Source organism: Brachybacterium atlanticum (assembly GCF_025669985.1).
GTDB lineage: Bacteria > Actinomycetota > Actinomycetes > Actinomycetales > Dermabacteraceae > Brachybacterium > Brachybacterium conglomeratum.
Genome location: NZ_JAKJJW010000021.1, coordinates 1 through 25,191, shown reverse-complemented (window position 1 = coordinate 25,191; position 25,191 = coordinate 1). Strand labels below are relative to the sequence as shown.

General features: G+C 72.9%; 19 protein-coding genes and 1 tRNA gene. 13 read left to right on the top strand and 7 right to left on the bottom strand.

The window, feature by feature from the left end; genetic code table 11:
- Positions 1-74: 74 nt before the first annotated feature.
- The gene (gene malQ, locus L3K22_RS11085) at positions 75-2,204 is read right to left on the bottom strand and encodes a 4-alpha-glucanotransferase (RefSeq protein WP_263311449.1); all 2,130 of its coding nucleotides are present in this window, start codon (positions 2,202-2,204) and stop codon (positions 75-77) included.
- Positions 2,205-2,287: 83 nt separating this feature from the next.
- Positions 2,288-3,910, bottom strand: a complete 1,623-nt coding sequence (locus L3K22_RS11080) for a dolichyl-phosphate-mannose--protein mannosyltransferase (RefSeq protein ID WP_263311448.1) — start codon at positions 3,908-3,910, stop codon at positions 2,288-2,290.
- A gap of 96 nt (positions 3,911-4,006) precedes the next feature.
- Between L3K22_RS11080 and rsmI the strand changes: the two genes are divergently transcribed.
- On the top strand, positions 4,007-4,852 hold the full coding sequence (rsmI, locus tag L3K22_RS11075; protein WP_263311447.1) for a 16S rRNA (cytidine(1402)-2'-O)-methyltransferase: 846 nt from the start codon (positions 4,007-4,009) through the stop codon (positions 4,850-4,852).
- A 131-nt stretch (positions 4,853-4,983) separates the two neighbouring features.
- On the opposite strand, the gene rpmF is transcribed toward rsmI, so the two are convergent.
- Entirely contained in the window at positions 4,984-5,154 is a 171-nt protein-coding gene (rpmF, locus tag L3K22_RS11070; RefSeq protein WP_010551080.1) for a 50S ribosomal protein L32, read from the bottom strand.
- 326 nt (positions 5,155-5,480) lie between these two features.
- Between rpmF and L3K22_RS11065 the strand changes: the two genes are divergently transcribed.
- The 4 genes from L3K22_RS11065 to L3K22_RS11050 all read left to right on the top strand — a co-directional run bounded on the left by L3K22_RS11065 (position 5,481) and on the right by L3K22_RS11050 (position 10,563).
- Positions 5,481-6,452 (top strand): TatD family hydrolase, encoded by a 972-nt coding sequence (locus L3K22_RS11065; protein ID WP_263311446.1) that lies wholly within the window; start codon positions 5,481-5,483, stop codon positions 6,450-6,452.
- Positions 6,449-7,426, top strand: a complete 978-nt coding sequence (rsmA, locus tag L3K22_RS11060; RefSeq protein WP_263311445.1) for a 16S rRNA (adenine(1518)-N(6)/adenine(1519)-N(6))-dimethyltransferase RsmA — start codon at positions 6,449-6,451, stop codon at positions 7,424-7,426. Before L3K22_RS11065 ends, rsmA begins: the two co-directional genes overlap by 4 nt.
- A complete protein-coding gene (locus L3K22_RS11055; RefSeq protein ID WP_263311444.1) occupies positions 7,423-8,349 on the top strand; it encodes a 4-(cytidine 5'-diphospho)-2-C-methyl-D-erythritol kinase in 927 nt (308 codons plus the stop codon). The genes rsmA and L3K22_RS11055 overlap by 4 nt, the downstream gene beginning before the upstream one ends.
- A gap of 402 nt (positions 8,350-8,751) precedes the next feature.
- A complete protein-coding gene (locus tag L3K22_RS11050) occupies positions 8,752-10,563 on the top strand; it encodes an HNH endonuclease (RefSeq protein ID WP_263311443.1) in 1,812 nt (603 codons plus the stop codon).
- A gap of 78 nt (positions 10,564-10,641) precedes the next feature.
- Here the strand turns inward: L3K22_RS11050 and L3K22_RS11045 are convergent, their stop codons facing one another.
- From L3K22_RS11045 to L3K22_RS11035, 3 genes are all read right to left on the bottom strand, one after another.
- Positions 10,642-12,507, bottom strand: a complete 1,866-nt coding sequence (locus L3K22_RS11045) for an ABC-F family ATP-binding cassette domain-containing protein (RefSeq protein WP_263311442.1) — start codon at positions 12,505-12,507, stop codon at positions 10,642-10,644.
- 90 nt (positions 12,508-12,597) lie between these two features.
- Positions 12,598-13,134: a MarR family winged helix-turn-helix transcriptional regulator gene (locus L3K22_RS11040; protein WP_053917517.1), complete on the bottom strand. Its 537-nt coding sequence runs from the start codon at positions 13,132-13,134 to the stop codon at positions 12,598-12,600.
- An 89-nt stretch (positions 13,135-13,223) separates the two neighbouring features.
- A complete protein-coding gene (locus L3K22_RS11035) occupies positions 13,224-13,871 on the bottom strand; it encodes a TetR/AcrR family transcriptional regulator (RefSeq protein ID WP_263311441.1) in 648 nt (215 codons plus the stop codon).
- A 179-nt stretch (positions 13,872-14,050) separates the two neighbouring features.
- On the opposite strand from L3K22_RS11035, the gene L3K22_RS11030 reads away from it, so the two are divergent.
- From L3K22_RS11030 to L3K22_RS11020, 3 genes are all read left to right on the top strand, one after another.
- Positions 14,051-14,122, top strand: a tRNA-Gln gene (locus L3K22_RS11030).
- Positions 14,123-14,192: 70 nt separating this feature from the next.
- Positions 14,193-15,701 carry a bifunctional UDP-N-acetylglucosamine diphosphorylase/glucosamine-1-phosphate N-acetyltransferase GlmU gene (glmU, locus tag L3K22_RS11025; RefSeq protein WP_263311440.1) on the top strand — a complete coding sequence of 503 codons (1,509 nt, stop codon included), beginning with the start codon at positions 14,193-14,195 and terminating at the stop codon, positions 15,699-15,701.
- The gene (locus tag L3K22_RS11020; RefSeq protein ID WP_010551089.1) at positions 15,698-16,678 is read left to right on the top strand and encodes a ribose-phosphate diphosphokinase; all 981 of its coding nucleotides are present in this window, start codon (positions 15,698-15,700) and stop codon (positions 16,676-16,678) included. Before glmU ends, L3K22_RS11020 begins: the two co-directional genes overlap by 4 nt.
- A 152-nt stretch (positions 16,679-16,830) precedes the next feature.
- On the opposite strand, the gene L3K22_RS11015 is transcribed toward L3K22_RS11020, so the two are convergent.
- Positions 16,831-17,397: a hypothetical protein gene (locus tag L3K22_RS11015; RefSeq protein ID WP_263311439.1), complete on the bottom strand. Its 567-nt coding sequence runs from the start codon at positions 17,395-17,397 to the stop codon at positions 16,831-16,833.
- Between the two features lie 401 nt (positions 17,398-17,798).
- Between L3K22_RS11015 and L3K22_RS11010 the strand changes: the two genes are divergently transcribed.
- The 5 genes from L3K22_RS11010 to eno all read left to right on the top strand — a co-directional run bounded on the left by L3K22_RS11010 (position 17,799) and on the right by eno (position 25,125).
- The gene (locus L3K22_RS11010) at positions 17,799-18,446 is read left to right on the top strand and encodes a 50S ribosomal protein L25/general stress protein Ctc (protein WP_263311438.1); all 648 of its coding nucleotides are present in this window, start codon (positions 17,799-17,801) and stop codon (positions 18,444-18,446) included.
- 157 nt (positions 18,447-18,603) lie between these two features.
- Positions 18,604-19,218 carry an aminoacyl-tRNA hydrolase gene (gene pth, locus L3K22_RS11005; RefSeq protein WP_263311437.1) on the top strand — a complete coding sequence of 205 codons (615 nt, stop codon included), beginning with the start codon at positions 18,604-18,606 and terminating at the stop codon, positions 19,216-19,218.
- The gene (mfd, locus tag L3K22_RS11000) at positions 19,215-22,895 is read left to right on the top strand and encodes a transcription-repair coupling factor (RefSeq protein WP_263311436.1); all 3,681 of its coding nucleotides are present in this window, start codon (positions 19,215-19,217) and stop codon (positions 22,893-22,895) included. Before pth ends, mfd begins: the two co-directional genes overlap by 4 nt.
- 10 nt (positions 22,896-22,905) lie before the next feature.
- Complete coding sequence (locus L3K22_RS10995) at positions 22,906-23,694, top strand: MazG nucleotide pyrophosphohydrolase domain-containing protein (protein ID WP_263311435.1); 789 nt, start codon at positions 22,906-22,908, stop codon at positions 23,692-23,694.
- A 147-nt stretch (positions 23,695-23,841) separates the two neighbouring features.
- A complete protein-coding gene (eno, locus tag L3K22_RS10990; RefSeq protein WP_263311434.1) occupies positions 23,842-25,125 on the top strand; it encodes a phosphopyruvate hydratase in 1,284 nt (427 codons plus the stop codon).
- Positions 25,126-25,191 lie beyond the last annotated feature (66 nt).

The following is a 25,191-nucleotide window of genomic DNA, read 5'->3' as shown; positions in this document are numbered from 1 at the left end:
GCAGCCCCGCCTCCCACGATCACGGGAGGCGGGGCTGCGTCGTCGAGCGTCCCGGCGGGCGGGGGAGAGCGGGCTCAGCGCCCGCCGATCCCCTCCCGCACCGCGGCGAGCAGCCGTGCGGTGCGGGGATCGGTCGCGATCTCGTCGAGGCCGACGACCCGGCCGGCCGGGTCCGCGAGCGGGATCCGCCAGTTGGGGTACTCCTCGTCGGTGCCCGGCTGGTTCTGGATCCGCCGCTCGCCCACGCAGTCCACGAGCGAGACCCCGAGCAGCATCGACGGGGTGCGGGCCAGGTGCCGGTGCAGTGCGATCACCGTCTCCTCGACGTCGCCTGCCGGGCCCGGGGCCAACAGCCCCTCGGCACGCAGCACGTCCAGCACCTCCTCGCGCCCGGCGGCGTCGGCCGCGAGCTCCTCGTCCAGCGGCCGCTCCAGCAGCCCGAGCTCGTGGCGGAGGGTGACGTGGTCGCCGGCGAGATAGCCGGCCGTCGGTGGCAGGTCATGGGTGTTCACCGAGGCCATGCACAGGGTGCGGTAGTCCTCGGCGCGCAGCGGCTTCCCCTCGCCGTCGTACTCGAACCACAGGATCGAGGTGCCCATGATCCCGCGGTCCACCAGGTAGTCGCGCACCCACGGCTCGAAGGTGCCCAGGTCCTCGCCGACGACGAGGGTGCCCGAGCGCTGCGCCTCCAGCGCGAGGATCCCGATCATCGCCTCGTGGTCGTAGGAGACGTAGGCGCCGTCGGCCGCCCGGTGCCCCTCGGGGATCCACCACAGCCGGAACAGGCCCAGCACGTGGTCGATCCGCAGCGCGCCGGCATGCCGCATCAGGGTGCGCAGCATGTCCCGCCACGGCCGGTAGGACGCCTCGCGCAGACGCTCCGGGTGCCAGGGCGGCTGCGACCAGTTCTGGCCCTGCTGGTTGTACTGGTCGGCGGGGGCGCCGACGGTCGCGCCGCGCGCGAGCACGCCCTGCAGCGCCCAGGAGTCCGCGCCGACCTGCTCCACGCCGACGGCGAGGTCGTGCATGATCCCGATTCGCATCCCCGCCTCGCGCGAAGCGGCCTGGGCGGCGGCCATCTGCTCATCCAGCCACCACTGCACTCGGACGTGGAACTCGATCCGGTCGGCGAGCTCCGTCCGGGCCCGCTCGAGGGTCGCCTCGTCGAGGTGCTGCAGCAGTTCCTCGTCGGCCGTGCCGCGCACCGACTCCGCGATCGCCGACCACAGGGCGAAGTCCTCGAGCCCCTGCCCCTCCCGTGCCCGGTAGGCGTCCAGCAGCGCGGCCCGGCCCGCCGTCAGCGGCACCGCGAACAGCTCCTCGAGCGCCTCGAGCTTCGCCTCCAGCACGGCGTCGCGCTCGAGCCGGTCCCCGCGCGTGTTGCGGTCCGCGACCGTGCCGCGCAGCAGCTCGACCTTCTGACGGGCGACCTCGGTGAGGGAGCGGTGCTCGGGCACGTCCTCGATCCGCAGGTACAGCGGGGCGGTGAAGCGCCGGGTGACCGGGAGATAGGGGGAGGGCTCCACGGGCGGGGTCGGGTAGGAGGCGTGCAGCGGGTTCACCAGCAGGAAGTCCGCGCCGTGGCGGGCTCCGGTGATCGCGGCGAGGTCGCGCATGTCGGCGAGATCGCCGATGCCCCAGGACCGCTCGGAGCGGACCGAGTACAGCTGCGCCTGGACGCCGAAGGCGCGCCGGGCCGCGTACTGCTCGTGGACGGTGAGCCGTGCCGGGGTGACCACGAGGTCCGCCTCGGCGGGACCGGCGGCGGTCTCGGCGACCATCCGGTGCCAGCCCAGCGGCAGCCCCTCCGGCAGCAGGAAGCGGGCGCGGCCGCGCAGCGTGCCGTCCAGATCATGGGCGGGGGTGTGGTCCTCGCCCTGGACGAGGTCGACCCGGCCGCCCTCCTCGAGCAGGACGTGCACGGTGACGGGGGTGCCGTGGTCGACGTGCACGGGGACGCTCGAGGAACGGTCCTCGCGCATCACCGTCACGGGCGGGAGGGTGCTCTCCCACGGGGCGCGCTCGCGGCGGGCGCGGACGGCGGCGATGTCCCCGTCGGAGGCGACCGGGGAGCCGAGCGCGGCGAGGATCGCGTGCAGGGTGGAGTCCGCGACATCCTTCTCGGTGCCGTCCCACCCCCAGTACCGGGTGCTGACGCCGAGGTCGTGGGCGAGATCTCGCAGCGCTGAGGAGTCCGAGGCCATGGCGTCATCGTAGCGGCGGTCAGGGGCCGTGATGCACCGGACTGCGGGGTTGCCGCACGGGACGCCGGCGCGCCCGCGGTCCGTCAGGTCCAGGACGGCAGCCACATCCGGTACTGCCACTGCTCCACGTCGATCACCTGCCCGGTCCACACCGGCCAGAAGAACGCCGAGACCATCACGATGAGCACCAGCAGCGAGCCGACGAACAGCCCGCCGGCCAGGCGCCGCTCCCGCTCCGCGCCGGGCGGACCGATCACGAGGCTGAGCATGTAGGTCAGGCACAGGATCAGCCACGGCTCGAAGGCGATCGCGTAGAAGGTGAAGATGGTGCGGTCGGTGTACAGCAGCCACGGCAGGTAGCCGGCGACGACCCCCGACAGCGACGCCCACGCCCGCCCGTCGCGATGCACGATCCCGAGCACCACGGCGACGAGGATCGCCAGCGCTCCCAGCCACCAGATCAGCGGATTGCCGACGTCGAGGATGTGCGCGCCGCAGCGGGCGACCTCGCAGCCGTTCTCCCCGTAGTCGTAGGAGCGGTAGTAGAAGTTCGTCGGCCGCAGCTGCAGCAGCCAGCCCGCCGGGTGCGCCTGATAGGGGTGCTCGGAGTCGAGGCCGACGTGGAAGTCGTAGGCCTGACGGTGGTACAGCCACAGCGAGATCAGCGCATCGAGCGGACCGAACCCGGTGGCGACGCCCTCGTCGGCCGCGAGATGGCGGTTGTACCCGACCGAGGAGGCGAACCAGCCGGCCCAGGAGACGAGGTAGGTCAGCAGCGCCGTGCCGACCACCGCGAAGAACGCGGGGATCGCGTCCTTCACCAGCCCGACGAGGAACCAGCGGGGCTGGGCGATCGTGCGGCGCGCCCACCAGTCCCACAGCACGGTCATGATCCCGAAGACCGCCACGAAGTACAGCCCCGACCACTTCACCGCGCAGCCCGCACCGAGCAGCGCCCCGGCCAGGATCCGCCAGGGCCGCAGCCCGCCCGAGGCCCCGAGCGGCGGCGGCGCCTCGGAGGCCAGCTGCATCCGGGCGGCGGCCAGCGCGAGATGCTCCCGGAACCGGTCGCGGTCGATGAGCAGCGCGCCGAAGGCGGCGAGCACGAAGACCATCAGGAAGGGGTCCAGCAGGCTCGTGCGCGCATGGACCAGCGCCATCCCGTCCACGGCGAACAGGAGCCCCGCGATGAGGCCCGCGGTGGTGGAGCGGAACAGCCGCCGCGCGATGAAGGTCAGCATCAGCACCGCGAGGGAGCCGAGCACGGCGGAGGAGATCCGCCAGCCCCAGGGGCTGTCCGCCCCCAGCAGCGTCATGCCCGCGCCGATCAGCCACTTCCCGAGCGGCGGATGGACCACGTACGAGCCGGTCTCCTCGTAGGAGTCGACGTCCCCGGCCTCGAAGGCCGCGTCGGGCTCCTCGGGCCAGTCCATCTCCACGCCGGTCTGCGTGAGCGTGTAGCCGTCCTTGACGTAGTAGGTCTCGTCGAAGATCAGCTCCCCGATGGAGCCCAGCCCCCACAGCCGCAGCACGAGAGCGAGGCCGAACACGGCCATCGCCCCGGCCCACGCGAGGCGGGAGACCGGCAGATCGACGGCGCGCAGACGCCGACGATAGGAGGCCAGCAGCGCGCCCGGCTCGTCCTCGACGGCCGCACGACGACGGGCCCCCGCCGCGGACTCCTCCTCGGACAGCTCGGTGCGCACCCGGTCATGCTAGGTGATCGGCAGGCCGCGTCACGGACAGCACGCGGAGCCCTACGGCGTCGTGGGGACCGGCACCGACGGCACTAGCATGGCGGGATGCTCGAGCCCGGAGTCCTCACCCTCGCCGCCACCCCGATCGGGAACCCCCTGGACGCCTCGGTGCGCCTGCTGCGGGCGCTCGGCTCCGCGGACCTCATCGCCGCCGAGGACACCCGGCGCCTGCACCGGCTGATGAGCGACCTCGAGGTCTCCACGAGCGCGAGGATCCTCTCCTACCACGAGCACAACGAGGCCGAGCGGACCGCGACGCTGCTCGAGGCGGTCCGTGCCGGGCAGCGGGTCCTCGTGGTCACCGACGCCGGGATGCCGGTGGTCTCCGATCCCGGCTTCGAGGCCGTGCGCGCTGCCGTGGAGGAGAGCCTGCCTGTCACGGTGATCCCCGGCCCGTCGGCCGTGCTCACCGCGCTCGCCGCCTCGGGGATCGCCCCGGACCGCTTCACCTTCGAGGGCTTCCCGCCCCGGCGCGGTGGTCGGCGCGCGAGCGCCCTCGAGCCGCTCGCGGACGAGCGACGCACCATGGTCTTCTTCGAATCGCCGCGGCGCACCGCCGCGACCCTCGCCGCGATGGCGGAGGCCTTCGGCGAGGGCCGACGCGCGGCCGTGGCCCGCGAGCTGACCAAGACGCACGAGGAGATCCTGCGCGGCACCCTCGCCGAGGTGGTCCGTTGGGCGGAGGGCACCGAGGTCCTCGGCGAGATCGTGATCGTCATCGCCGGGGCCGAGCCGGTCCTCGCCTCCGCCGAGGACCTCGTCGACGAGGTGCTCGAGCGGGCGGCGGCGGGGGAGCGGCTCAAGGACGCGGCGAAGGAGATCGCCCGGGCCCACGAGGGCGTCGGCGCGAGCGAGCTGTACGACCTCGCGCTCGCCGCCCGTCGGCGGTGAGGACGCCGGCGATGGGGCGCCGGGGGTGTGAGCGCCCCGTGGCGTGCGGGCCCCGCATGCGAGAACGCCCCCGGCGCCAGGTGCCGGGGGCGTTCTCGAAGGTCCTGCGTGCGGGCCGTGCCCGCGCGAGATCAGTCCTCGATCTGGAGGAGGCCGCGCTGGTAGGCCTTCGCGAGGCGGCGCGGGACGTTGGCGGTGCGGCCGCGGACCGTCACCTGCACGAGGTCGGCGTTGTTCGCCTTCCACTGCGAGCGGCGGGAGTGCGTGCGCGCACGGGACATCTTGAACTTGGGCACTGCCATGGGACGCTCCTTGGACGGTCCGGAGGATGAACGGCGTTGGCGTCCGTCCCGAGCAGCGACCCGAACCCGCTGCAGTGTCCGGGGACACGACGATCGGGGCGCTCGGGTGCACGAAAGGGCGCGCAACGACGACCCATCCTGCCACATCCGCATCGATTCCGCGCCCTCGCGCTCCGTGAGGTAGCACACCGGCGGTGCAGGACACGGCCAGTCGGGCGCCTCTGCGGCACTGCGCGGCAGAGCGATGGCCGTCGGCCACTCAGGCCGCGGGGGCGCTCCCGAGGACACGGTGCGGAGCAGTGCGGCGACCCTCCTACGATGGTCGCATGCCGTCACCGCACGAGAACACCCCCGCCTCCGCGCTCCCGCCGGTGCGCGACCGCGAGGACATCGATCCGCGCGGGAAGAAGCGCGACCGCTCCTGGCCGCCCGCGCCCGAGCCGCTGCCGTCCCCGGTGATCGACAACCACTGCCACCTCGACTTCGCCGACGGCGACACGCAGCTCAGCGTCCAGGACCACGTGGACCGCGCCGCCGCCGCCGGCATCGACGCGCAGATCACGATCGGCTCCGACCTCGAGGCGGTGCGCTGGACCGCGGCGCTGCTGGCCGCCCCGGACTGCCCGCCGACCCTGCGCGGCGGCGTCGCCGTGCACCCCAACGAGGCGGCGCTGCACGCCCGCGGCCACGACCACGAAGGGCGCGGGATCGTCGGCCTCGACGCCGCGATCGCCGAGGTCTCGGAGCTGCTGCGCGGGCCCGGAATGGTCGTGGTCGGGGAGACGGGCCTGGACTGGTTCCGCACCTCCCGCAAGGACGAGCAGGCCCGCGAGGCGCAGATCTCCTCCTTCCGCGCCCACATCGCGCTCGCCAAGGAGCTCGACCTCCCGCTCCAGATCCACGACCGCGACGCGCACCGCGACGTGCTCGAGATCCTCGAGGCCGACGGCGCCCCCGAGCGGACCGTCTTCCACTGCTTCTCCGGCGACGCGGAGTTCGCGCGCGAGTGCGCGGACCGCGGCTGGTACCTCTCCTTCGCCGGCACCGTCACCTTCAAGAACGCGACCGACCTCCGCGCCGCGCTCGCCGAGGTGGGCCTCGGACAGGTCATGGTCGAGACCGACGCGCCCTTCCTCACCCCCGTGCCCTATCGCGGCCGGCCGAACTCCTCGTACCTGATCCCGCTGACCATGGCGACGATCGCGGAGACCACCGGTGCCTCCCTCGAGGAGGCCTGCCGCGCGGTGCGGGTCACCACCCAGGACGTGTACGGCTGGCCCGAGGCGGCCGCGGCATGAGCACGGGGGAGCAGGGGCGCGGGGGCGAGCAGGACGGCGCCGGCCTGCTGCTGACCCACCGCGACATCCGCGAGCTCGCCGAGGCCGCAGGGATCCGCCCCTCGAAGCAGCGCGGCCAGAACTTCGTGATGGACCTCAACACGGTGCGCACCATCGTCGGACGCGCCGGCGTCGAGCCCGGCCAGGCCGTGCTCGAGGTCGGGCCGGGTCTGGGGTCCCTCACGCTCGGCCTGCTCGAGGCGCAGGCGGACGTCGTCGCCGTCGAGCTCGACCGCGGGCTCGCCGAGCTGCTCCCTCTCACCCTGCGCGCCCGCGGCGTCGAGGAGGAGCGCTTCCGCCTCGTCCACGCCGACGCTCTCCAGGTCACCGAGCTGCCCGCACTGCCCCGCGCGGGGGAGCCGACGATGCTGGTCGCGAACCTGCCCTACAACGTCGCCACCCCCATCCTGCTGACCATGCTGGAGCGCTTCGACTCGCTCCGCTCGGCGCTGGTCATGGTCCAGTCCGAGGTCGTCGACCGTCTCACCGCCGGACCCGGCTCCCGCACCTACGGCGGTCCGAGCGTGAAGGCCGCCTGGTACGGCCGCGCCGTCCAGGCCGGACGGATCTCACGCCAGATCTTCTGGCCCGTCCCCAACGTCGACTCCGCCCTGGTGCAGCTGGTCCGCCACGAGGAGCCGCTCGGCACCGCGGCGGAGCGGGAGCAGGTCTTCGCCGTGATCGATGCGGCCTTCGCCCAGCGCCGCAAGACCCTGCGCGCCGCGCTCGCCGGCTGGGCGGGCGCCGCGGCACGCGCCGAGGAGATCCTCCGCGCCGCCGGGATCGACCCGTCGGCTCGAGGAGAGACCCTCGAGATCGAGCAGTTCCGCTCCATCGCGCACGCCGCTGCCGAGCAGGCCGAGGGCGACGCCGAGGCGGGCGAGGGGACGGGGCGCTCCGCGCCCGAGGACGACGCGACGGGAGCCGAGGGGTGAGCGGCGCCCTCGAACGGGTGGTCGTGCGCGCCCCCGGCAAGATCAACCTGTCCCTGCACGTCGGCGGCGTGGACGGCCGCGGCTACCACGCGCTCGCGACGGTGTTCCAGGCGGTCGACCTCTACGAGACCGTCACGGCGACCCGCGCCGACGAGATGAGCCTCGAGATCACCTCCGAGGTGCCCGGGGAGGTGCCGCTGGACGGCACCAACCTCGCCCTGCGCGCCGCCGAGCTGCTGCGCACCGAGTGCGGCGTGCGGGACGCGGCGGCGCTCCACGTCCGCAAGCAGGTCCCCGTCGCCGGCGGCATGGCGGGCGGCTCGGCCGATGCGGCGGCGGTGCTCGTGGCGCTGGACCGGCTGTGGGGGCTGGGTCTCGGCGCCGAGGCGCTGCGCACGCTCGGGGCACGGCTCGGCGCCGACGTGCCTTTCTCGATGCTCGGCCACACCGCGCTCGGCCGCGGCAATGGTGCGGACCTCACCACGGTGCTCACCCACGGCGAGTGGACCTGGCTGCTCGCCGTCCCCGGCGGGCACCTCTCCACCCCGGAGGTCTTCCGGCGCTTCGACGAGCTCGTTCTCGCGGGTGGCCGGGTGCCGCCGGAGCGACCCGAGATCGACGAGCGACAGCTCCAGGCGCTCAGCGGCGGCAACCTCGAGCTGCTCGCCGACACCCTCCACAACGACCTCCAGGCCGCGGCGTTCGCCCTGCATCCCCGGCTCGAGGAGGTCGTCGAGGCCGCCGAGCGGCTCGGCGCGATCGGGGCGATCGTCAGCGGCTCCGGGCCGACGGTCGCCGCGCTGGTCGAGGACGAGGCTGCCGCGCGCACCATCGCGGCAGGCCTGACGGAGGGCGGGCTGGTGGAGTCCTGCCTGATCGCGCGGGGCTCGGCGCCCGGCGCGAGCGTGCTCGAGGAGAGCTGAGCGGGGCTGCGGCCCGCCCCTCCGGGCGCGGCCCCGTCCCGGTGCGGCTTGGACGGTTCCTCCACGAAGCGGAGTCATCCACCGCGTCGTGTCGAGGGTTCCTCCCCACGTATTGGTTTTCCACAGTGCGCTGTCCGCAATTCGGTGCGGAAGATCGTGGACGGCAGCCGAGTTATCCACAGGAATCGACGCCGCTTGACATTCCCCCTCGGATCCAGACGCGCAGTCGAGGGCCTGAGATGGGTGTGTCTCTGCAGTTCGGCGGGCGGGTGCTGGTGCTGCTGCCTGCTGCGACCGCCGACCTGTCCTCCCCACGTCCGGGTTGTCCACACAGCGAAGTTCCTGGTCGGTAGCTGCATTGTGGGTCTTCTCTTCCTCGAATGGCCGTGCGAAAGTTGAGGCATGTCGAAGGAATCCTCGAACGAGCGCGAGATCCCCGAAGGTGCCGCCAGCGCCTCCGGCGGTCACGGCCGCCCGTCCGGGGAACATGGTCGCCCGTCCGGGGAGCACTTCCGCCCGTCCGGGGATCCGGCCGGCGAGCTCCCTCCTCGTGCGGACCGCCCGATCCAGGTCGACGCCGAGCAGCTGACCATCGGCGAGCTCGACCTCCTCGCCGCCCGCGAGGTCCTCGCCGAGCTCGGTGCGCGGGGCTCCGCGCCCCTGGACTCGCTGGACATCGACGGGACGATAGCGCTCCTCGAGACCATCGTCGGCCTGGAAGGAGCGCTCGAGTCGCTGCGCGCGCGGACAGCGGTGCACCTCGAGGACGCGGTGAAGGCGGACTGCGTCCGACGGGAGGAGAGCCCCAGGCAGGCCGCGCTGGTGGCCCGCGCCGAAGCGTCGCGGGCGCTGAAGTCCTCCCGCGCGGTCGCAGGGCGCACGCTGGCGACCTCCCGCCGGCTCGTCGGCAGCATGCCCGGGATGATCTCGGCGCTCTCCTCCGCGCGCATGCTCCCGCAGTCCGCCCACAAGGTCGGCTCGGTCCTGGGCCCGGCGACCCCGGAGCAGCGTCGACAGGTCGATGCGATCCTCACCTCCCGGCTCGCCGAGCTCGAAGGGTGCGGGCCTCAGCAATGGGGCGACGAGGCGTCGAGGATCCTCCACTCCCTCGACCCTGCTGGTGCCGCCGCGCGCCACCAGGCCGCGAAGCGGGAGCGGCACGTGACGGTGCGGCGCACCGACCACGGGATGGCGCGGATCACCGCCCTCGTCCCCGGCATCGACGGCGCTCGGATCCGCAAGGGACTCGACGTCGCGGCCGAGAGTGCCCGCGCCCAGGGCGACCGGCGCGGCCACCAGCAGATCATGGCCGACCTCTTCGCCGACGCGCTGATCGGTCGCGGCGACGGCATCGACCCCACGACGCTCGACGTCGGGATCGTCATCACCGACCGGTCCCTCCTCGCCCCCGCGCACGCCGATGCCGCCCTGGTCGAAGGATTCGGGTCCATGCCCTACGACCATGTGCGCGAGGAGATGCTCCGCGCGGCCCAGGCCGAGGAGGACACCGACCTCGCCCTCACGATCCGTCAGCTCTACGCCGACCTCGACCACGGCGACCTGGTCGCGGTGGAATCACGGTCGCGGGCGTTTCCCGCAGCGCTGACCAGGTTCCTCACCCTCGCCCACCAGACCTGCCGCGGACCCCACTGTGACGCTCCGATACGGCAGATCGACCACATCACCCCCTGGTCGCAGGGCGGGGCGACGTCCCTCGACAACGGGAACGGCCTCTGCGCCGCATGCAACCAGAAGGAGCTCGCCGGGGAGACCGCACGCGTGGTCCGCGACGAGGACGGCGTGCGCCGCACCGTCCGCTGGACCACCCGTCACGGCCGCAGCGCGACCCGCGGGGCGATCAACCTCGATCCGCTCGGCACCTACCGACGACGATGCGCATCCGCGAGCCGCGCATCCGGCACCGATGTTCAGAGAAGCCCCGCGACGGCAGAGCATGCGGCGAGGGAACGGATGGCGGAGCACCGCACGACCGGCGAGCACGCGGACCGCCGATGCGACGCGATCACCCCTGGGAACAGTGGGCGCGAGAGACTGCCGCTGGGGCACGACGAGCCCGGCGAGCTGATGACCCTGCAGCGCGCGCTCACGGATCTGCGCCTGCGGCTCACGGATATCCCGGATCCACACCGGATCCACCGTCTCCCGGGCTACCCGGGTGACTGGATCGTGCGACGCGGCAGTCGCGGGAGATAGTCGGGAGGAGATGAGCAGATCCGGGAATCGAGGATCCCGAGCGCCGTGCGCCGGCCGTCCTCAGCCGGGCGTCGACGCTCAGCCGAGCTGCTCGGACAGCTCCAGCCAGCGCTCCTCGAGCTCCTCGTTCTCCCGCTCGACCTCGTGCAGCTGCGCGGTGATCTCCTGCAGCCCCTGGTAGTCCGACTGGTCGTGCCCGGCGAGCTTCGCGTGCAGGGACTCCGTCTGCTTCTCGAGCTTCTGCATCCGCCGCTCGATCGCGCCGAGCTCCTTCTGCGCCGCATGCGCCTCGGCGCCGGAGAGGGCAGGAGCACCCGCGGAGCTGCCCCCGGACCCGGAGGTCCCTGCGCCCCCCGCCCCGGACCCGGAGGCGGCAGCGCCGGAGGAGCCCGCGCCGGACGCCCCGCCCGTCGCCGCGGAACCCGCCGCCGCGGCCTTCTCGCTCGCCGCGCGCAGCTCCAGGTACTGCTCCACACCGCCCGGCACGTGGCGCACCGTGCCGTCCAGCACCGCGTACTGCGTGTCCGTGATGCGCTCGAGCAGGTAGCGGTCGTGCGAGACCACGAGCAGCGGCCCGGGCCAGGTGTCCAGCAGGTCCTCCATCGCCGCGAGCATGTCCGTGTCCATGTCGTTGGTCGGCTCGTCCAACACCAGCACGTTCGGCTCCTCGAGCAGCGTCAGCAGCAGGTCGAGTCGACGTTGCTGACCACCCGAGAGCGCCTTGACCTGCACCTTCTGATGCGCCGCGGTGAAGCCCAGACGCTCGAGCAGCTGACCGGGGGAGACCTCGTCCTTGCCGGCCGTGAACGTGGTGCGGTATCTCCCCACGACATCGCTGACCCGGGACTCCAGATGCTCCTGCAGCCCCTCGAGCCGTTGGGACACCTGCCGCACCGTCACCGTCTTGCCGCGCTTGACCCGCCCGGCGAGCGGCTCGAGGTCCCCGGTGATCAGCGCGAGCAGAGTCGACTTCCCGGCCCCGTTCGGGCCGAGGATCCCGATCCGGTCCGCCGGGCCGATGTGCAGGGTCACGTCCTCCAGCACGGTCGTGTCGCCGTAGCCGGCGTCGACGTCGAGCACGTCGATCACGTCGCGGCCCAGCCGCGTGGTCGCCAGCTGGGTCAGCGCGACCGTGTCGCGCACGGGCGGCTCGCCGGCGATGAGCTCGTTCGCCGCGTCGATGCGGAACTTCGGCTTCGAGGTCCGCGCCGGCGCGCCGCGACGCAGCCACGAGAGCTCCTTGCGCATCAGGTTCTGCCGCTTCGACTCGATCGCGGCGGCCTGCCGGTCGCGCTCGACCCGCTGGAGGACGTAGGCGGCGTACCCGCCCTCGAAGGGCTCGACGATCCCGTCGTGCACCTCCCACATCCGGGTGCACACCGCGTCGAGGAACCAGCGGTCGTGGGTGATGACCACGAGCCCGCCGTCCTTCGCGCTCCAGCGCCGCCGCAGGTGCTCGGCGAGCCAGGCGATGCCCTCGACGTCGAGATGGTTCGTCGGCTCGTCCAGCAGCAGCACGTCCCAGTCGCCGACCAGCAGCTCCGCCAGATGCACGCGGCGCAGCTGCCCGCCCGAGAGGTCCGTGAGCGGTGCGTCGAGAGCGATGCCGCCGAGCAGACCCGCGAGAACGTCGCGGATCCGCGCGTCGGAGGCCCATTCGTACTCGGGCCGGTCGCCCACCACGCGGTCGCGGACGCTCGCCCCGACCGTCGCCTCGTCCTGCTGGGTCAGGACGCCGACGCGCACCCCGCCCCGCACCGTCACCCGTCCCTCGTCGGGCTCTTGCGCGCGGGCGAGCAGGCGCAGCAGCGTCGACTTGCCGTCGCCGTTGCGGCCGACGACTCCGATGCGGTCGCCCTCGTCGATGCCGACGGTGACGTCGTCGAGCAGCACGCGATCGGGCAGTGCGACGTGGAGGGACTGGGTGCCGAGCAGATGAGCCATGCGGGTGGGGTCCTCCTGGGGACGGGGAGCGGGGTCGGAGGGTGCCGGGCGGCGCGGGAGCGGACGCTCACCGGGCGCCGTGCGCCGGCTTCAGCCTCCGAGGGGGTCGTCGGACTCGAAGGTGAGCAGCAGTGTGCGGAGCATGCCCGCGAGCTCCGCCTGCTCGGCCGCGGCGAGCGGGCCGAGCAGCTCCCGCTCCGCCTCGAGCAGGCGCTCCATCGCGGCGTCGACACGGGCCACGCCGTCGGGACGCAGGCGCACCTCGACCGCGCGGCCGTCGTGCGGGCTGCGGTTCTTCGAGACCAGGCCGCGGGTGACCAGCTTGTCGATGCGGGTGGTCATGGTGCCGCTGGTCACGAGGGTCTCGTGCATGAGCGCGCCGGGGGAGAGGGCGTCCTCGCCGCTGCGGCGCAGGGCGGAGAGCATGTCGAACTCCCAGCCCTCGAGCCCCGCCTCGGAGAAGGCCTCGCGCCGGGCGATCTCGAGATAGCGGGTCAGGCGCGAGACGCGGGAGAGGACCGCCAGCGGCGAGACGTCGAGGTCCTCGCGCGCCAGCTCCCAGCCCGCGAGGACGCGGTCGACCTCGTCATGGGGCGGCGCGGCGTCGTCCGCAGGCGTGGTGGGCATGGGGCGAGTCTAGGTTCTCGGTCCGGGCCGCGGTCGCCACGGGTGACGCGGGCGACGCCGCGGGCGACGTGCCGCTCCGACCGAGACTCTCAGCCCTTCGTCTCCCCGCGCAGCTCGGGCTTCTTCTCCAGCGAGCTCAGCCCGAACCAGGAGAGGTTCACCATCCGCGCGGCGACGACCTCCTTCGAGGGCTTGCGGGTCTCGAGCCACCACTGGCCTGTGTAGGCGACCATGCCCACCAGCATCTGCGCGTACAGCGCGGCGTCCTTGATCGGGTACGAGTGCAGCCGCAGCTGCCTTGCCAGGATCACCTCGACGCGGCGCGAGACGTCCGTGAGCAGGGAGGAGAAGGTCCCCACGGAATGGCTGACGGGGGAGTCGCGCACGAGGATCCGGAAGCCGTCCTCGTTCTCGTCGATGTAAGCGAGGAAGGCCAGCGCCGCGCGCTCCATCAGCATCCGCGGATGGGCGCGCTGATCGGAGAGGGGCTCCTCGAGCGCGGTGAGCAGGGTGGAGACCTCGCGGTCCACCACCACCGCGTACAGGCCCTCCTTGCCGCCGAAGTGCTCGTAGACGATCGGCTTGGAGACCTTCGCGCGCGAGGCGATCTCCTCGACCGCGGTCATGTCGAAGCCCTTCTCGGCGAACACCCGACGGCCGACGAGCACGAGCTGCTCCCGCCGCTCCTTGCCCGTCATCCGGGTCGACCGACCGCGAGGGGCCCCGTTCTCCGCCATGCGGCGAGTCTCCCACACGGCGACCGTACGATGACCGGCGGGTCAGCGGAGCCCCCGGGCGCGTCGACGGGCGCTGGTCGAGGTCGCCCGGGCGGTAGGATCGCCCCGCGTCCGTGCGCCCGTCGGCCCCGTCCGGCGGTGCCCCGCGCCTGCTCGCAGGCGCTCCGCGACGGGCGCGCTCCGCCATGGTGTAATCGGCAACACCTCAGATTTTGGTTCTGAAGTTTCAGGTTCGAGTCCTGATGGCGGAACGCTCACCGTCCTCCGGGCGGCGCGGCCGACACCCGTCGATCCCACCCTCGATCTCTAGGAGCTGCCGACGTGGCCACTGCCGAGACCACCGCACCCGTCGCCGTCATCGTCCTGGCCGCCGGCGCCGGGACCCGCATGAAGTCCCGCACCCCCAAGGTGCTCCACGAGATCGGCGGTCGCTCGCTCCTCGTGCACGCGCTGACCGCCGCCGAGGGCACCGGCCCCGGCGAGCTCGTCGTCGTGCTGCGCCACGAGCGCGAGCGCGTCGCCGAGCACCTCGCCGAGCACGCCTCCGAGGTGCGGGTCGCCGACCAGGACGAGATCCCCGGCACCGGCCGCGCCGTCCAGTGCGGCCTCGAGCAGGTCGCCGCGGGCGAGGGCACCGTGCTGGTGACCTACGGCGACGTGCCGCTGCTGGACCCCGCGACGCTGCGCGAGCTGGTCGCCGCCCACGAGGCCGAGGGCGCCGCCGTCACCGTGCTCAGCGCCCGCGTCCCCGACCCCGCCGGCTACGGCCGGATCCTCCGCAGCGAGGACGGCTCCGAGGTGCTCGGCATCGTCGAGCACAAGGACGCGACCGATGAGCAGCGCGCGATCGACGAGATCAACTCCGGCATCTACGCCTTCGACCTCGCCGTGCTGCGCGACGCGCTCGGCCGCACCACGACCGACAACGCCCAGGGCGAGATGTACCTCACCGACGTCCTCTCGATCGCGCGGGCCGACGGGCGCTCCGTGCGGGCCGTGGTGACCGAGGACGTGATGATGGTCGAGGGCGTCAACGACCGCGTCCAGCTCGCCCAGCTCGGCGCCGAGATGAACCGCCGCATCCTCGAGCGCCACATGCGCGCCGGCGTCACGATCGTCGACCCCGCCACCACCTGGATCGACGCCGACGTCACCATCGGCCAGGACGCGACGATCCTCCCCGGCGTCCAGCTGCACGGCGCCAGCGACATCGGCGCCGAGGCCGTGATCGGCCCGGACACCACCCTGCGCGACACCGAGGTGGGCGCCGGCGCCGAGGTGGTCCGCTCCCATGCGCTGCTGGCCGTGATCGGCGAGGGCGCGACCGTCGGCCCCTTCTCCTACCTGCGCGCCGGCACGGACCTCGGCGCGAAGGGCAAGATCGGCGGCTTCGTCGAGACGAAGAACGCGGTGATCGGCGAGGGCGCGAAGGTGCCCCACCTCAGCTACGTCGGCGACGCCGTGATCGGCGAGGGCACCAACATCGGCGCCGGCACGATCGTGGCGAACTACGACGGGGTGAACAAGCACCGCACCACGGTCGGCCGCCACGTGCGCGTGGGCTCGGACAACGTGCTCGTCGCCCCGGTCACGATCGGCGACGGCGCCGCGACCGGCGCCGGCACCACCGTGCGCAAGGACGTCCCCGCCGGAGCGCTGGGCGTGAACGCTGTCTCGCAGCGGAACATGGAAGGATGGACCCTGCGACGCCGTGCGGGGACCCCGGCCGAGAGCGCGGCCCGGGCCGCCCTCGACGCCGAGCAGGGGTCCGCGGCACAGACGCCCGCAGGAACTGCCGCCGAGGAGCACAAGGAGCACGAGCAGCGATGAGCGGAATCGTCACCACCGGGGAGAAGCGACTGGTCCTCGCCTCAGGACGGGCCCACCCGGTGCTCGCCCAGGAGGTCGCCGAGGAGCTCGGCGTCGAGGTCCTCCCCATGGACGCCTGGGACTTCGCCAACGGGGAGATCTACGTGCGCTACGGCGAGTCCGTGCGCGGCACCGACGTCTTCGTGCTCCAGTCCCACCCCGCTCCCATCAACACCTGGGTGATGGAGCACCTCATCATGATCGACGCGCTCAAGCGCGCCTCCGCCAAGCGCATCACCGCCATCGCGCCGAGCTTCCCCTACGCCCGCCAGGACAAGAAGCACCGCGGCCGCGAGCCGATCTCCGCCCGCCTCATGGCGGACCTCTACGAGACCGCCGGCGTGGACCGCATGATCTCCGTGGACCTCCACGCCCCGCAGGTGCAGGGCTACTTCAACCGGCCGCTGGACCACCTGATGGCTCTGCCGATCCTCGCCGACTACGTGCAGAGGAAGTACGGCGAGGAGGACATCGCCGTGGTCTCCCCGGACGCCGGCCGGATCCGCGTCGCGGAGCAGTGGTCCAAGCGGCTCGGCGGCGTGAACCTCGCCTTCATCCACAAGACCCGCGACACGACGCGCCCCAACCAGGCCGTCGCCAAGCGCGTGATCGGCGACGTCACGGGCAAGACCTGCATCCTCGTCGACGACATGATCGACACCGCCGGCACCATCGTCCAGGCCTCCGACGCGCTGATCGCCAACGGCGCCGCCTCCGTCGTCATCGCCACCACCCACCCGATCCTCTCGGACCCTGCGACTGAGCGGCTGAAGAACTCCCAGGTGCGCGAGGTCGTGTGCACCAACACCCTCCCGGTCCCGCCGGAGAAGCAGTTCGACCGCCTCACCCAGCTCTCCATCGCGCCGCTGCTGGCGCGGGCGATCCGCGCCGTGTTCGACGACGGCTCGGTGACGAGCCTCTTCGACGGCGAGGTGTGAGCCGACGGCTCCTCCCGGCCCGGAAGCTCGTTCTGGCCCGGAGGCTCCTCTCGGCGCGGTGCCCGGCAGCGGGCTCCCGACGCGGGAGCGGCCCCGTCCCCCAGGTGGGGACGGGGCCGCTCCGTCGTGCGGTCAGTGGCGCCGAGCGGGGCTCAGATCAGGAACCGGTTGCCCTTGACGAGCCGGCTCCACTGCTTCCCGAGGCCGACGTGGTCACCGGCGGCCAGGCCCGCCATCGCGAGGACGGCGACCGCGAGCAGCAGGTGGGTGTCGTAGAGCGGGTTGGTCGACATCGGGAACGCGGCGAGGTACATGAGCGTGTACATCGCGGCGGCCGAGACGGCGGCGACGCGGGTGCCGATGCCGAGCATGAACGCCAGGCCCACGCCGAGCAGGCCGAGCATGAACAGCACGTCCGTGAGCGGGTTGATCGAGAGGAAGACGCTCCACACGTCCGCGAAGGGGTTGCCGCCTTCGATCGAGCCGCCGAGGAAGCCGGCGGTGGGGGAGCCGCCGTTCAGCCAGGCGCCCTCGGGCGGGGTCGCGAAGCCGAGGCCGAAGGTCTTGTCCAGGAAGGCCCACAGGAAGGTGAAGCCGACCATCAGGCGCGTCACGCCCAGGAGCGTGTAGCCCCAGCCGGCCTTCCGCGTGGCGGTGACCTCGGAGGCGGCGGGGCGGGCGGGAGTCGCAGCGGCGGGGGTGGCGGCGGTGGCGCTCACGGGAGGTGCCTTTCGGTGTCGACCCGGTCGATGATCGGATCTCGGGGTGTCAGTCTGACAAGAACAACGGTAGGCCCGATCGACGGGTCCATGCGGGGACCAAGGCCACTGATTTCTGCTCCTGACCTGCAGGGACGTTGGTCCCGGGGCGTTGGGCGAGGGGGTAGGGCGAGGGGAGGAGTGAGAGGGCGGGAGGCACTGCGCCATGCGGCGCCGCTCACCTCCGAGCCTCCATCGGGCGACGTGCGGAGGCCTGCGTGGTAATGTCTGCGCGTCACTTCGGCGAGGGAGGGGTCCTGCCCCTCCGTGATCGACGCGGTGCGGATCTCCGGGAGGAGTGCCCTCCCTGTGCCCCGTGGCGTCGCTCATCGTCGAGCCCCGCATCCACGAGGAGCACCACCATGGCTGAGAAGCTGAACGTCGAACTGCGCGAGGACTTCGGCAAGGGCGCTGCCCGCCGTCTGCGCGCCGAGAGCCGCGTCCCCGCCGTCCTGTACGGCCACGGCGAGGACCCCCTGCACCTGTCGCTGCCCGGTCACGAGACCGCGCTCGCGGCCCGCAACCCCAACGCCCTCATCGAGCTGCAGCTCGCCGACGGCACCTCCCACCTCGCCCTGATCAAGGACATCCAGCGCCACCCGCTCAAGCGCACGCTGAACCACCTCGACCTGATCATCGTCAGGAAGGGCGAGAAGGTCGAGGTCGACATCCCCGTCGTCCTGACCGGCGAGGCCGTGTCCCCCGCGGTCGCGATGGTCGACCTGCAGTCGCTGACCCTCTCGGTCGACGCGCTGAAGGTCCCCGAGCAGATCGAGATCGACGTCGAGGGCCAGGAGGAGGGCTACCAGCTCTTCGCCGGCGACGTCGTCCTGCCGGGCGACGCCGAGCTCCTCACCGACGCCGAGATCCTCGTGGTCTCCGTGATGGTGCCGCGCGTGGACGAGGCCGACCTCGAGACCCCGGGTGAGGACGAGGACGTCGAGGGCGCTGAGGGCGAGTCCGCCGAGGGCGAGGACGCCGAGTCCTCCGAGGGCTCCGAGGAGGAGTGACCCCTCCGGGCCGAGGAGCGCGGGCAGGACGCCCGTCGGCTCCCCGGCCCGCTCCGTTGCTCACACACCGCCTGCCGGGGCGTCGCGCATCGCGCGGCGCCCCGGTACGGTGTCCGGGGTCGTGCGCCGCCGCGCACCGGTGAGAACGAGGAGCATCATGACCGTGAGCGAGCGCCGCCCCGGGCCGTACCTGGTGGTGGGCCTGGGCAACCCCGGCCCGAAGTACGCCGCGACCAGGCACAACATCGGCCAGATGGTCCTGGACCACATCGCCGACGCCGCCGGCGGGCGCTTCGCCGCCGCCAAGCGGGCGCAGGCCGTCGTGCTGGAGGGCCGTCTCGGCGCCCCCGGCGCCGGCGAGCGGGTGATCCTCGCGAAGACCACCACCTACATGAACGTCTCCGGCGGTCCGGTGAAGGCGCTGGCCGCCTACTACGGCATCGACCCCGAGCAGGTCGTCGTCGTCCACGACGAGGTCGACATCCCCTTCGACGCGGTGCGACTGAAGCGCGGCGGCGGCGAGGGCGGCCACAACGGCCTGCGTGACATCTCCAAGGCGCTGGGCACCAAGGACTACCTGCGCGTCCGCGTCGGGGTGGGCCGGCCCCCGGGCAGCCGCGACACCGCCGACCACGTGCTCGCCCCCTTCACCTCCACCGAGCGCCGCACGCTCGAGCTGCTGATCTCGGACGCCGCCGACGCCGTCGAGGCCCTCGTCCTCGAGGGCCTCACCGCCGCTCAGCAGCGCTTCCACTCCCGGGAGGACCGATGACCGCACCGACCGACGCCGCACGCACCGACCGGGCCGCCGGTGCAGGCCCCGATGCCGTGAACGCCGAGCGGTCCGCTCCGCCGCTCGCCCCGCTGCTCGCGCGCCTCGCCGAGGGCGCCGACCTCACCGCGATCCGCGAGCTCGTCGAGTCCGTCGGCGCGGACGAGGACCGTGGCCCGGGCGGGGACATCGTCGCCGCGACCGCGCTGTTCCCCTTCGTCGTCGCCGATCTCGCGCGACGCGCGAGCGCCGAGTCGCCGCTGGTCGTGGTCACCTCCACCACCCGCGCCGCCGAGGACCTCCGGGCGGCGCTGAGCTCCCTCGTCGGCACCGCGCACGTCGCCGAGCTGCCCGCCTGGGAGACCCTGCCCCATGAGCGGCTCTCCCCGCGCGCCGACACCGTCGCGAAGCGCCTGAAGACCCTGCGCCGCATCGCCCATCCGGAGACCGAGGACCCGGTGCACGTGCTGCTGATGCCCGTGCGCTCCCTGCTCCAGCCGATCGCGACCGGCCTCGGCGACCTCCGTCCCGTGCGGGCCCTGGTGGGGGAGGAGCACCCCCTCGAGGACCTGGAGCAGGAGCTCGTCGACGCCGCCTACGTGCGCGTGGACATGGTCGAGAAGCGCGGCGAGTTCGCGGTGCGCGGCGGGATCCTGGACGTCTTCCCGCCCACCGAGCCGCATCCCGTGCGCGTGGACCTCTTCGGGGACGAGATCGATGACGTGCGGTACTTCGCCGTCGCCGACCAGCGCTCGCTCGATCCCGTCCCGCACGGGCTCGACGCCCCGCCCTGCCGCGAGATCCTGCTGACCCCTTCGGTGCGCGAGCGCGCCCGCGCTCGCGCCGAGGAGCTGCCCGGTGTGCGCGACCTGCTGCTGCGCATCGCCGACGGCATCGCCGCCGACGGCATGGAGTCCCTCAGCCCCGTCCTCGTGGACGGCATGGAGCAGGTCGCCGACGTGCTCCCCGCCGGCGCCCGCTTCCTCGTCGTCGACCCGGAGAAGGCCCGCGCCCGCTCCGAGGAGCTCGTCGCCACGACCGACGAGTTCCTCGCCGCCGCCTGGTCCAGCGCCGCCGCCGGCGGCGGACTCCCGATCGACGTGGGGGCGGCGAGCTTCGTGCCCCTGTCCGAGGCGAAGGGCCACGCCCGCGAGGGCGGCCGCGCCTGGTTCACGCTGGCCGCCTTCGGCCTCGACGCCGACCTCGACCTGACCACCTCGAGCACGTCCACCCACCCCGGCTACTCCGGCAAGCCCGCCGACGCCGCGAAGGACCTCGAGCGCCGTCGCGCCGACGGCTGGTCCGTCGTCGCGACCATGGCAGGCACGGGCGGGGCCCGCCACGCGGCCGAGAACCTCCGCGGCGAGGGCATGGCGGCCGTCTTCGCCGAGCGGCTCGAGCGGCCCGTATCCCCGGGAGAGGCCGTCGTCACCGTCGGCCCCTTCGCCGAGGGTCTCGTCGCCGAGGACCTGAAGCTGGTCCTCGCCTCCGAGCGCGACCTCACCGGCAAGTCCGGGGCGCGCCGCGGCGAGGAGCGGAGGATGCCCTCCCGCCGCCGCAACGTCGTCGACCCGCTCCAGCTGCGGCCCGGCGACCACGTCGTCCACGCCCACCACGGCGTGGGCCGCTTCGTCGAGATGACCAGCCGCACCGTCGGCACCGGCGCGAAGCGCACCACCCGCGAGTACCTCGTGATCGAGTACGCGGCCTCGAAGAAGGGCCAGCCCGGCGACCGGCTCTACGTCCCCTCCGACCAGCTCGACCAGGTCACCAAGTACGTCGGCGGCGAGGAGCCGTCCGTCAACCGCATGGGCGGCGCCGACTGGGCGAAGACCAAGTCCAAGGCCCGCAAGGCGATCCGCGAGATCGCCGATGAGCTGGTGCGCCTGTACTCCGCCCGGCAGTCCGCGCCCGGCCACGCCTTCGGCCCCGACACCCCCTGGCAGCGGGAGCTCGAGGACTCCTTCGAGTTCGTCGAGACCCCGGACCAGCTCGCCACCATCGAGGACGTCAAGAAGGACATGGAGAAACCGGTCCCGATGGACCGTCTGATCCTCGGCGACGTCGGCTACGGGAAGACGGAGATCGCGGTGCGCGCCGCCTTCAAAGCCGTCCAGGACGGCAAGCAGGTCGCCGTGCTCGCCCCGACGACGCTGCTGGCCCAGCAGCATCTCGACACCTTCTCCGAGCGGTACACGGGCTTCCCCGTGACCGTGAAGGGGCTCAGCCGCTTCCAGTCCGCCGCCGACTCCGAGGCGACGGTCGAGGGGCTGCGCGAGGGCAGCGTCGACATCGTGATCGGCACCCATCGCCTGCTCACCGGCAACGTGCGCTTCAAGGACCTGGGGCTGCTGATCATCGACGAGGAGCAGCGCTTCGGCGTCGAGCACAAGGAGACGCTCAAGGCGCTGCGGACGAACGTGGACGTGCTGTCCATGTCGGCGACCCCCATCCCGCGCACCCTCGAGATGGCCGTGACCGGCATCCGGGAGATGTCCATCCTCGCGACCCCGCCCGAGGAGCGTCATCCGGTGCTGACCTACGTCGGCGCCGACGAGGACCGCCAGATCGCCGCCGCGATCCGGCGGGAGCTGCTGCGCGAGGGGCAGGTCTTCTACATCCACAACCGGGTCGAGGACATCGACCGCGTCGCCGCTCACCTGCGCGAGCTGGTGCCCGACGCCCGCGTCGCCGTCGCCCACGGCAAGATGAACGAGCACCAGCTCGAGCGCGTGATCGTCGACTTCTGGGAGCGGGACTTCGACGTGCTCGTGTGCACCACGATCGTCGAGACCGGCCTCGACATCGCCAACGCCAACACCCTGATCGTCGAGAACGCGGACCGCTTCGGGCTCTCGCAGCTGCACCAGCTGCGCGGGCGCGTGGGCCGTTCGAGCGAGCGCGCCTACGCCTACTTCCTCTACAACGCCGGCAAGCCGCTCACCGAGACCGCCCACGACCGCCTGACCACCCTCGCCACCAACACCGACCTCGGCGCCGGCATGCAGGTGGCGATGAAGGACCTCGAGATCCGCGGCGCCGGCAACCTGCTCGGCGGCGAGCAGTCCGGGCACATCGCCGGCGTGGGCTTCGACCTCTACGTGCGCATGGTCGGGGAGGCCGTCGCGGCCTTCCGCGGCGAGGCGAGCGCGCCGGAGAAGGAGATCCGGGTCGAGCTGCCGCTGGACGCGCACGTCCCGCACGACTACATCGGCTCCGAGCGGCTGCGGCTCGAGGCCTACGCGAAGCTCTCCGCGGTGCGCGAGGTCTCCGAGATCGAGCAGGTCCGCGCCGAGCTCGCCGACCGCTACGGCCCGCTGCCCGCGCCGGTGGAGGTGCTGCTGGACGTGGCCCGCTTCCGGATCGACGCGCGCGCCGCGGGGGTCGACGAGGTCCAGGCGCAGGGGAAGATGATCCGCTTCGCCCATCTCGAGCCCGCCGACTCCGTCGCGATGCGGATGAAGCGCCTGTACCCGGGCACGCTGCTCAAGCCGGCCCTGCGCCAGGTGCTCGTTCCCCGCCCGATGACCTCCCGCTTCGGCGGCACCGAGCTGCGCGACCACGCGCTGCTCGAGTGGGCGCGCGAGGTGCTGCGCGAGCTCGTGCCCTCCGCGGCCGAGCAGATCTCCGCGCCCGTCGTGCAGGCGGAGGCGGGGTCGGGGCCGGCGAGGAAGTAGCCTCGCCCCCGTGAGCACCGCGCAGCGCCCCGTCCCGTCCGATCCCGCACCGCGCGGCAGCGCCCTGCTGCGGGCCGTGGAGGTGATGGAGGCGCTGCGGGCGCCGAGCGGCGACGCCTGGACCCACCGGCAGACCCACGCCTCGCTCGCCCGCTACCTCCTCGAGGAGACCCACGAGGTGCTCGAGGTGATCGACGACCCCTCCGGCCACGGCCCCGGGGCGCTGCCCGACGAGCTCGGCGACCTGCTCTTCCAGATCCTCTTCCACGCGCGCGTGGGCCAGGAGGAGGAGCCGGCCTGGGACGTGGACGACGTGGCCCGCTCCTTCGTCGCGAAGATGGAGCGGCGCAACCCGCACGTCTTCGGCGACGCGTCCGAGCAGGCGCTCGAGGACCCCGCCGACGTCGAGCAGATCATCGCGCAGTGGCACGCCGTCAAGGCGCAGGAGAAGCAGCAGGACCAGCAGGATCAGCAGGACCAGCAGGAACAGGGGAGCTCCGGGGCGGCTCCGACGCGCCCCCGCGGCTGGGCCGAGGGAATCCCCGCCGAGCTGCCCGCCCTGCAGACCGCGGCGAAGATCGTCCACCGCGCCCGATCGGCGGGCGGGCTCGAGCAGCTGCTCGCGGCGGCCGACGCCGCGGCCTCGGCCGAGGACGCCGACGACTGGGGCGGCGACCTCGGCCGGGCGCTGCTCGACCTGGTCGTGGCCGGCGAGGGCCGCGACGACGATCCCGAGACCGCGCTGCGCGCCCTGCTCGCGAGGACCGTCCGCGAGCTCGAGCAGGGCGCCGGCGCCTGACCGGGGCACTCGTCCGCCGTCGGCGCCCTCCGGCCGCAACCGCGGGCGCGGGGGCGCGTGGCGGGCGCGGCTCGGCCTAGACTGTCGGGCGGACGGTCAGCGCCGACCGGACGATTCGAACTTCATCACCGAAGGAAGGAACAGCCCATGGCAGCCCTGATCGAAGCACTCCTCGCCCGAGAGATCCTCGACTCCCGCGGCAACCCCACCGTCGAGGTCGAGATCCTGCTCGACGACGGCACGTTCGAGCGCGCGGCGGTCCCCTCCGGCGCCTCCACCGGCCAGTTCGAGGCCGTCGAGCGCCGCGACGGCGACAAGGACCGCTACCTCGGCAAGGGCACGCTCGACGCCGTCAACGCCGTGATCACCGAGATCCTGCCGGCGATCCACGGCATGGACGTCCAGGAGCAGCGCGCGATCGATCAGGCGATGCTCGATCTCGACGGCACCAAGAACAAGGGCACCCTCGGCGCGAACGCCATCCTCGGCGTCTCCCTCGCCGTGGCGCGCGCCGCCGCGGCCTCCGCGGGCGTGCCGCTGTACCAGTACGTCGGCGGCCCGAACGCGCACATCCTGCCCGTCCCGATGATGAACATCCTCAACGGCGGCTCCCACGCGGACTCCAACGTCGACATCCAGGAGTTCATGATCGCGCCGATCGGTGCGGAGACCTTCTCCGAGGCCATGCGCGTCGGCGCCGAGGTCTACCACGCGCTGAAGGCGGTGCTCAAGGAGCGGGGCCTGGCGACCGGTCTCGGCGACGAGGGCGGCTTCGCCCCGAACCTCGACTCCAACCGCGCCGCGCTGGACCTGATCGTCGAGGCCATCGGCAAGGCCGGCTTCGAGGCCGGCAAGGACGTCGCGCTCGCGCTCGACGTCGCGGCCTCCGAGTTCTTCGAGGACGGCGCCTACACCTTCGAGGGCGCGAAGAAGTCCTCTGCCGAGATGGTGGACTACTACGCCGAGCTCGTCGGCGCCTACCCGCTGGTCTCCATCGAGGACCCGCTGGACGAGGAGGACTGGGACGGCTGGAAGGCCATCACCGAGCGCCTCGGCACCAAGACGCAGCTCGTGGGCGACGACCTCTTCGTCACCAACCCCGAGCGCCTCGGCCGCGGCATCGACGAGGGCGCCGGCAACGCGCTGCTGGTCAAGGTCAACCAGATCGGCTCGCTCTCCGAGACCCTCGACGCCGTGGACCTCGCGCACCGCGCGGGCTTCAAGGCCATGATGTCCCACCGCTCCGGCGAGACCGAGGACACCACCATCGCCGACCTGTCCGTGGCGACCAACTGCGGCCAGATCAAGTCGGGCGCCCCCGCCCGCGGTGAGCGCGTGGCCAAGTACAACCAGCTGCTCCGCATCGAGGAGGAGCTCGGCGAGGCCGCCCGCTACGCCGGCGCCTCCGCCTTCCCGCGCTACACGGCGTGATCGCTGCCGCCCAGGCGCACCGCGTTTCCCGCGCGGCGCGTCCAGGCGGAGGCCGTATCCTCTAGC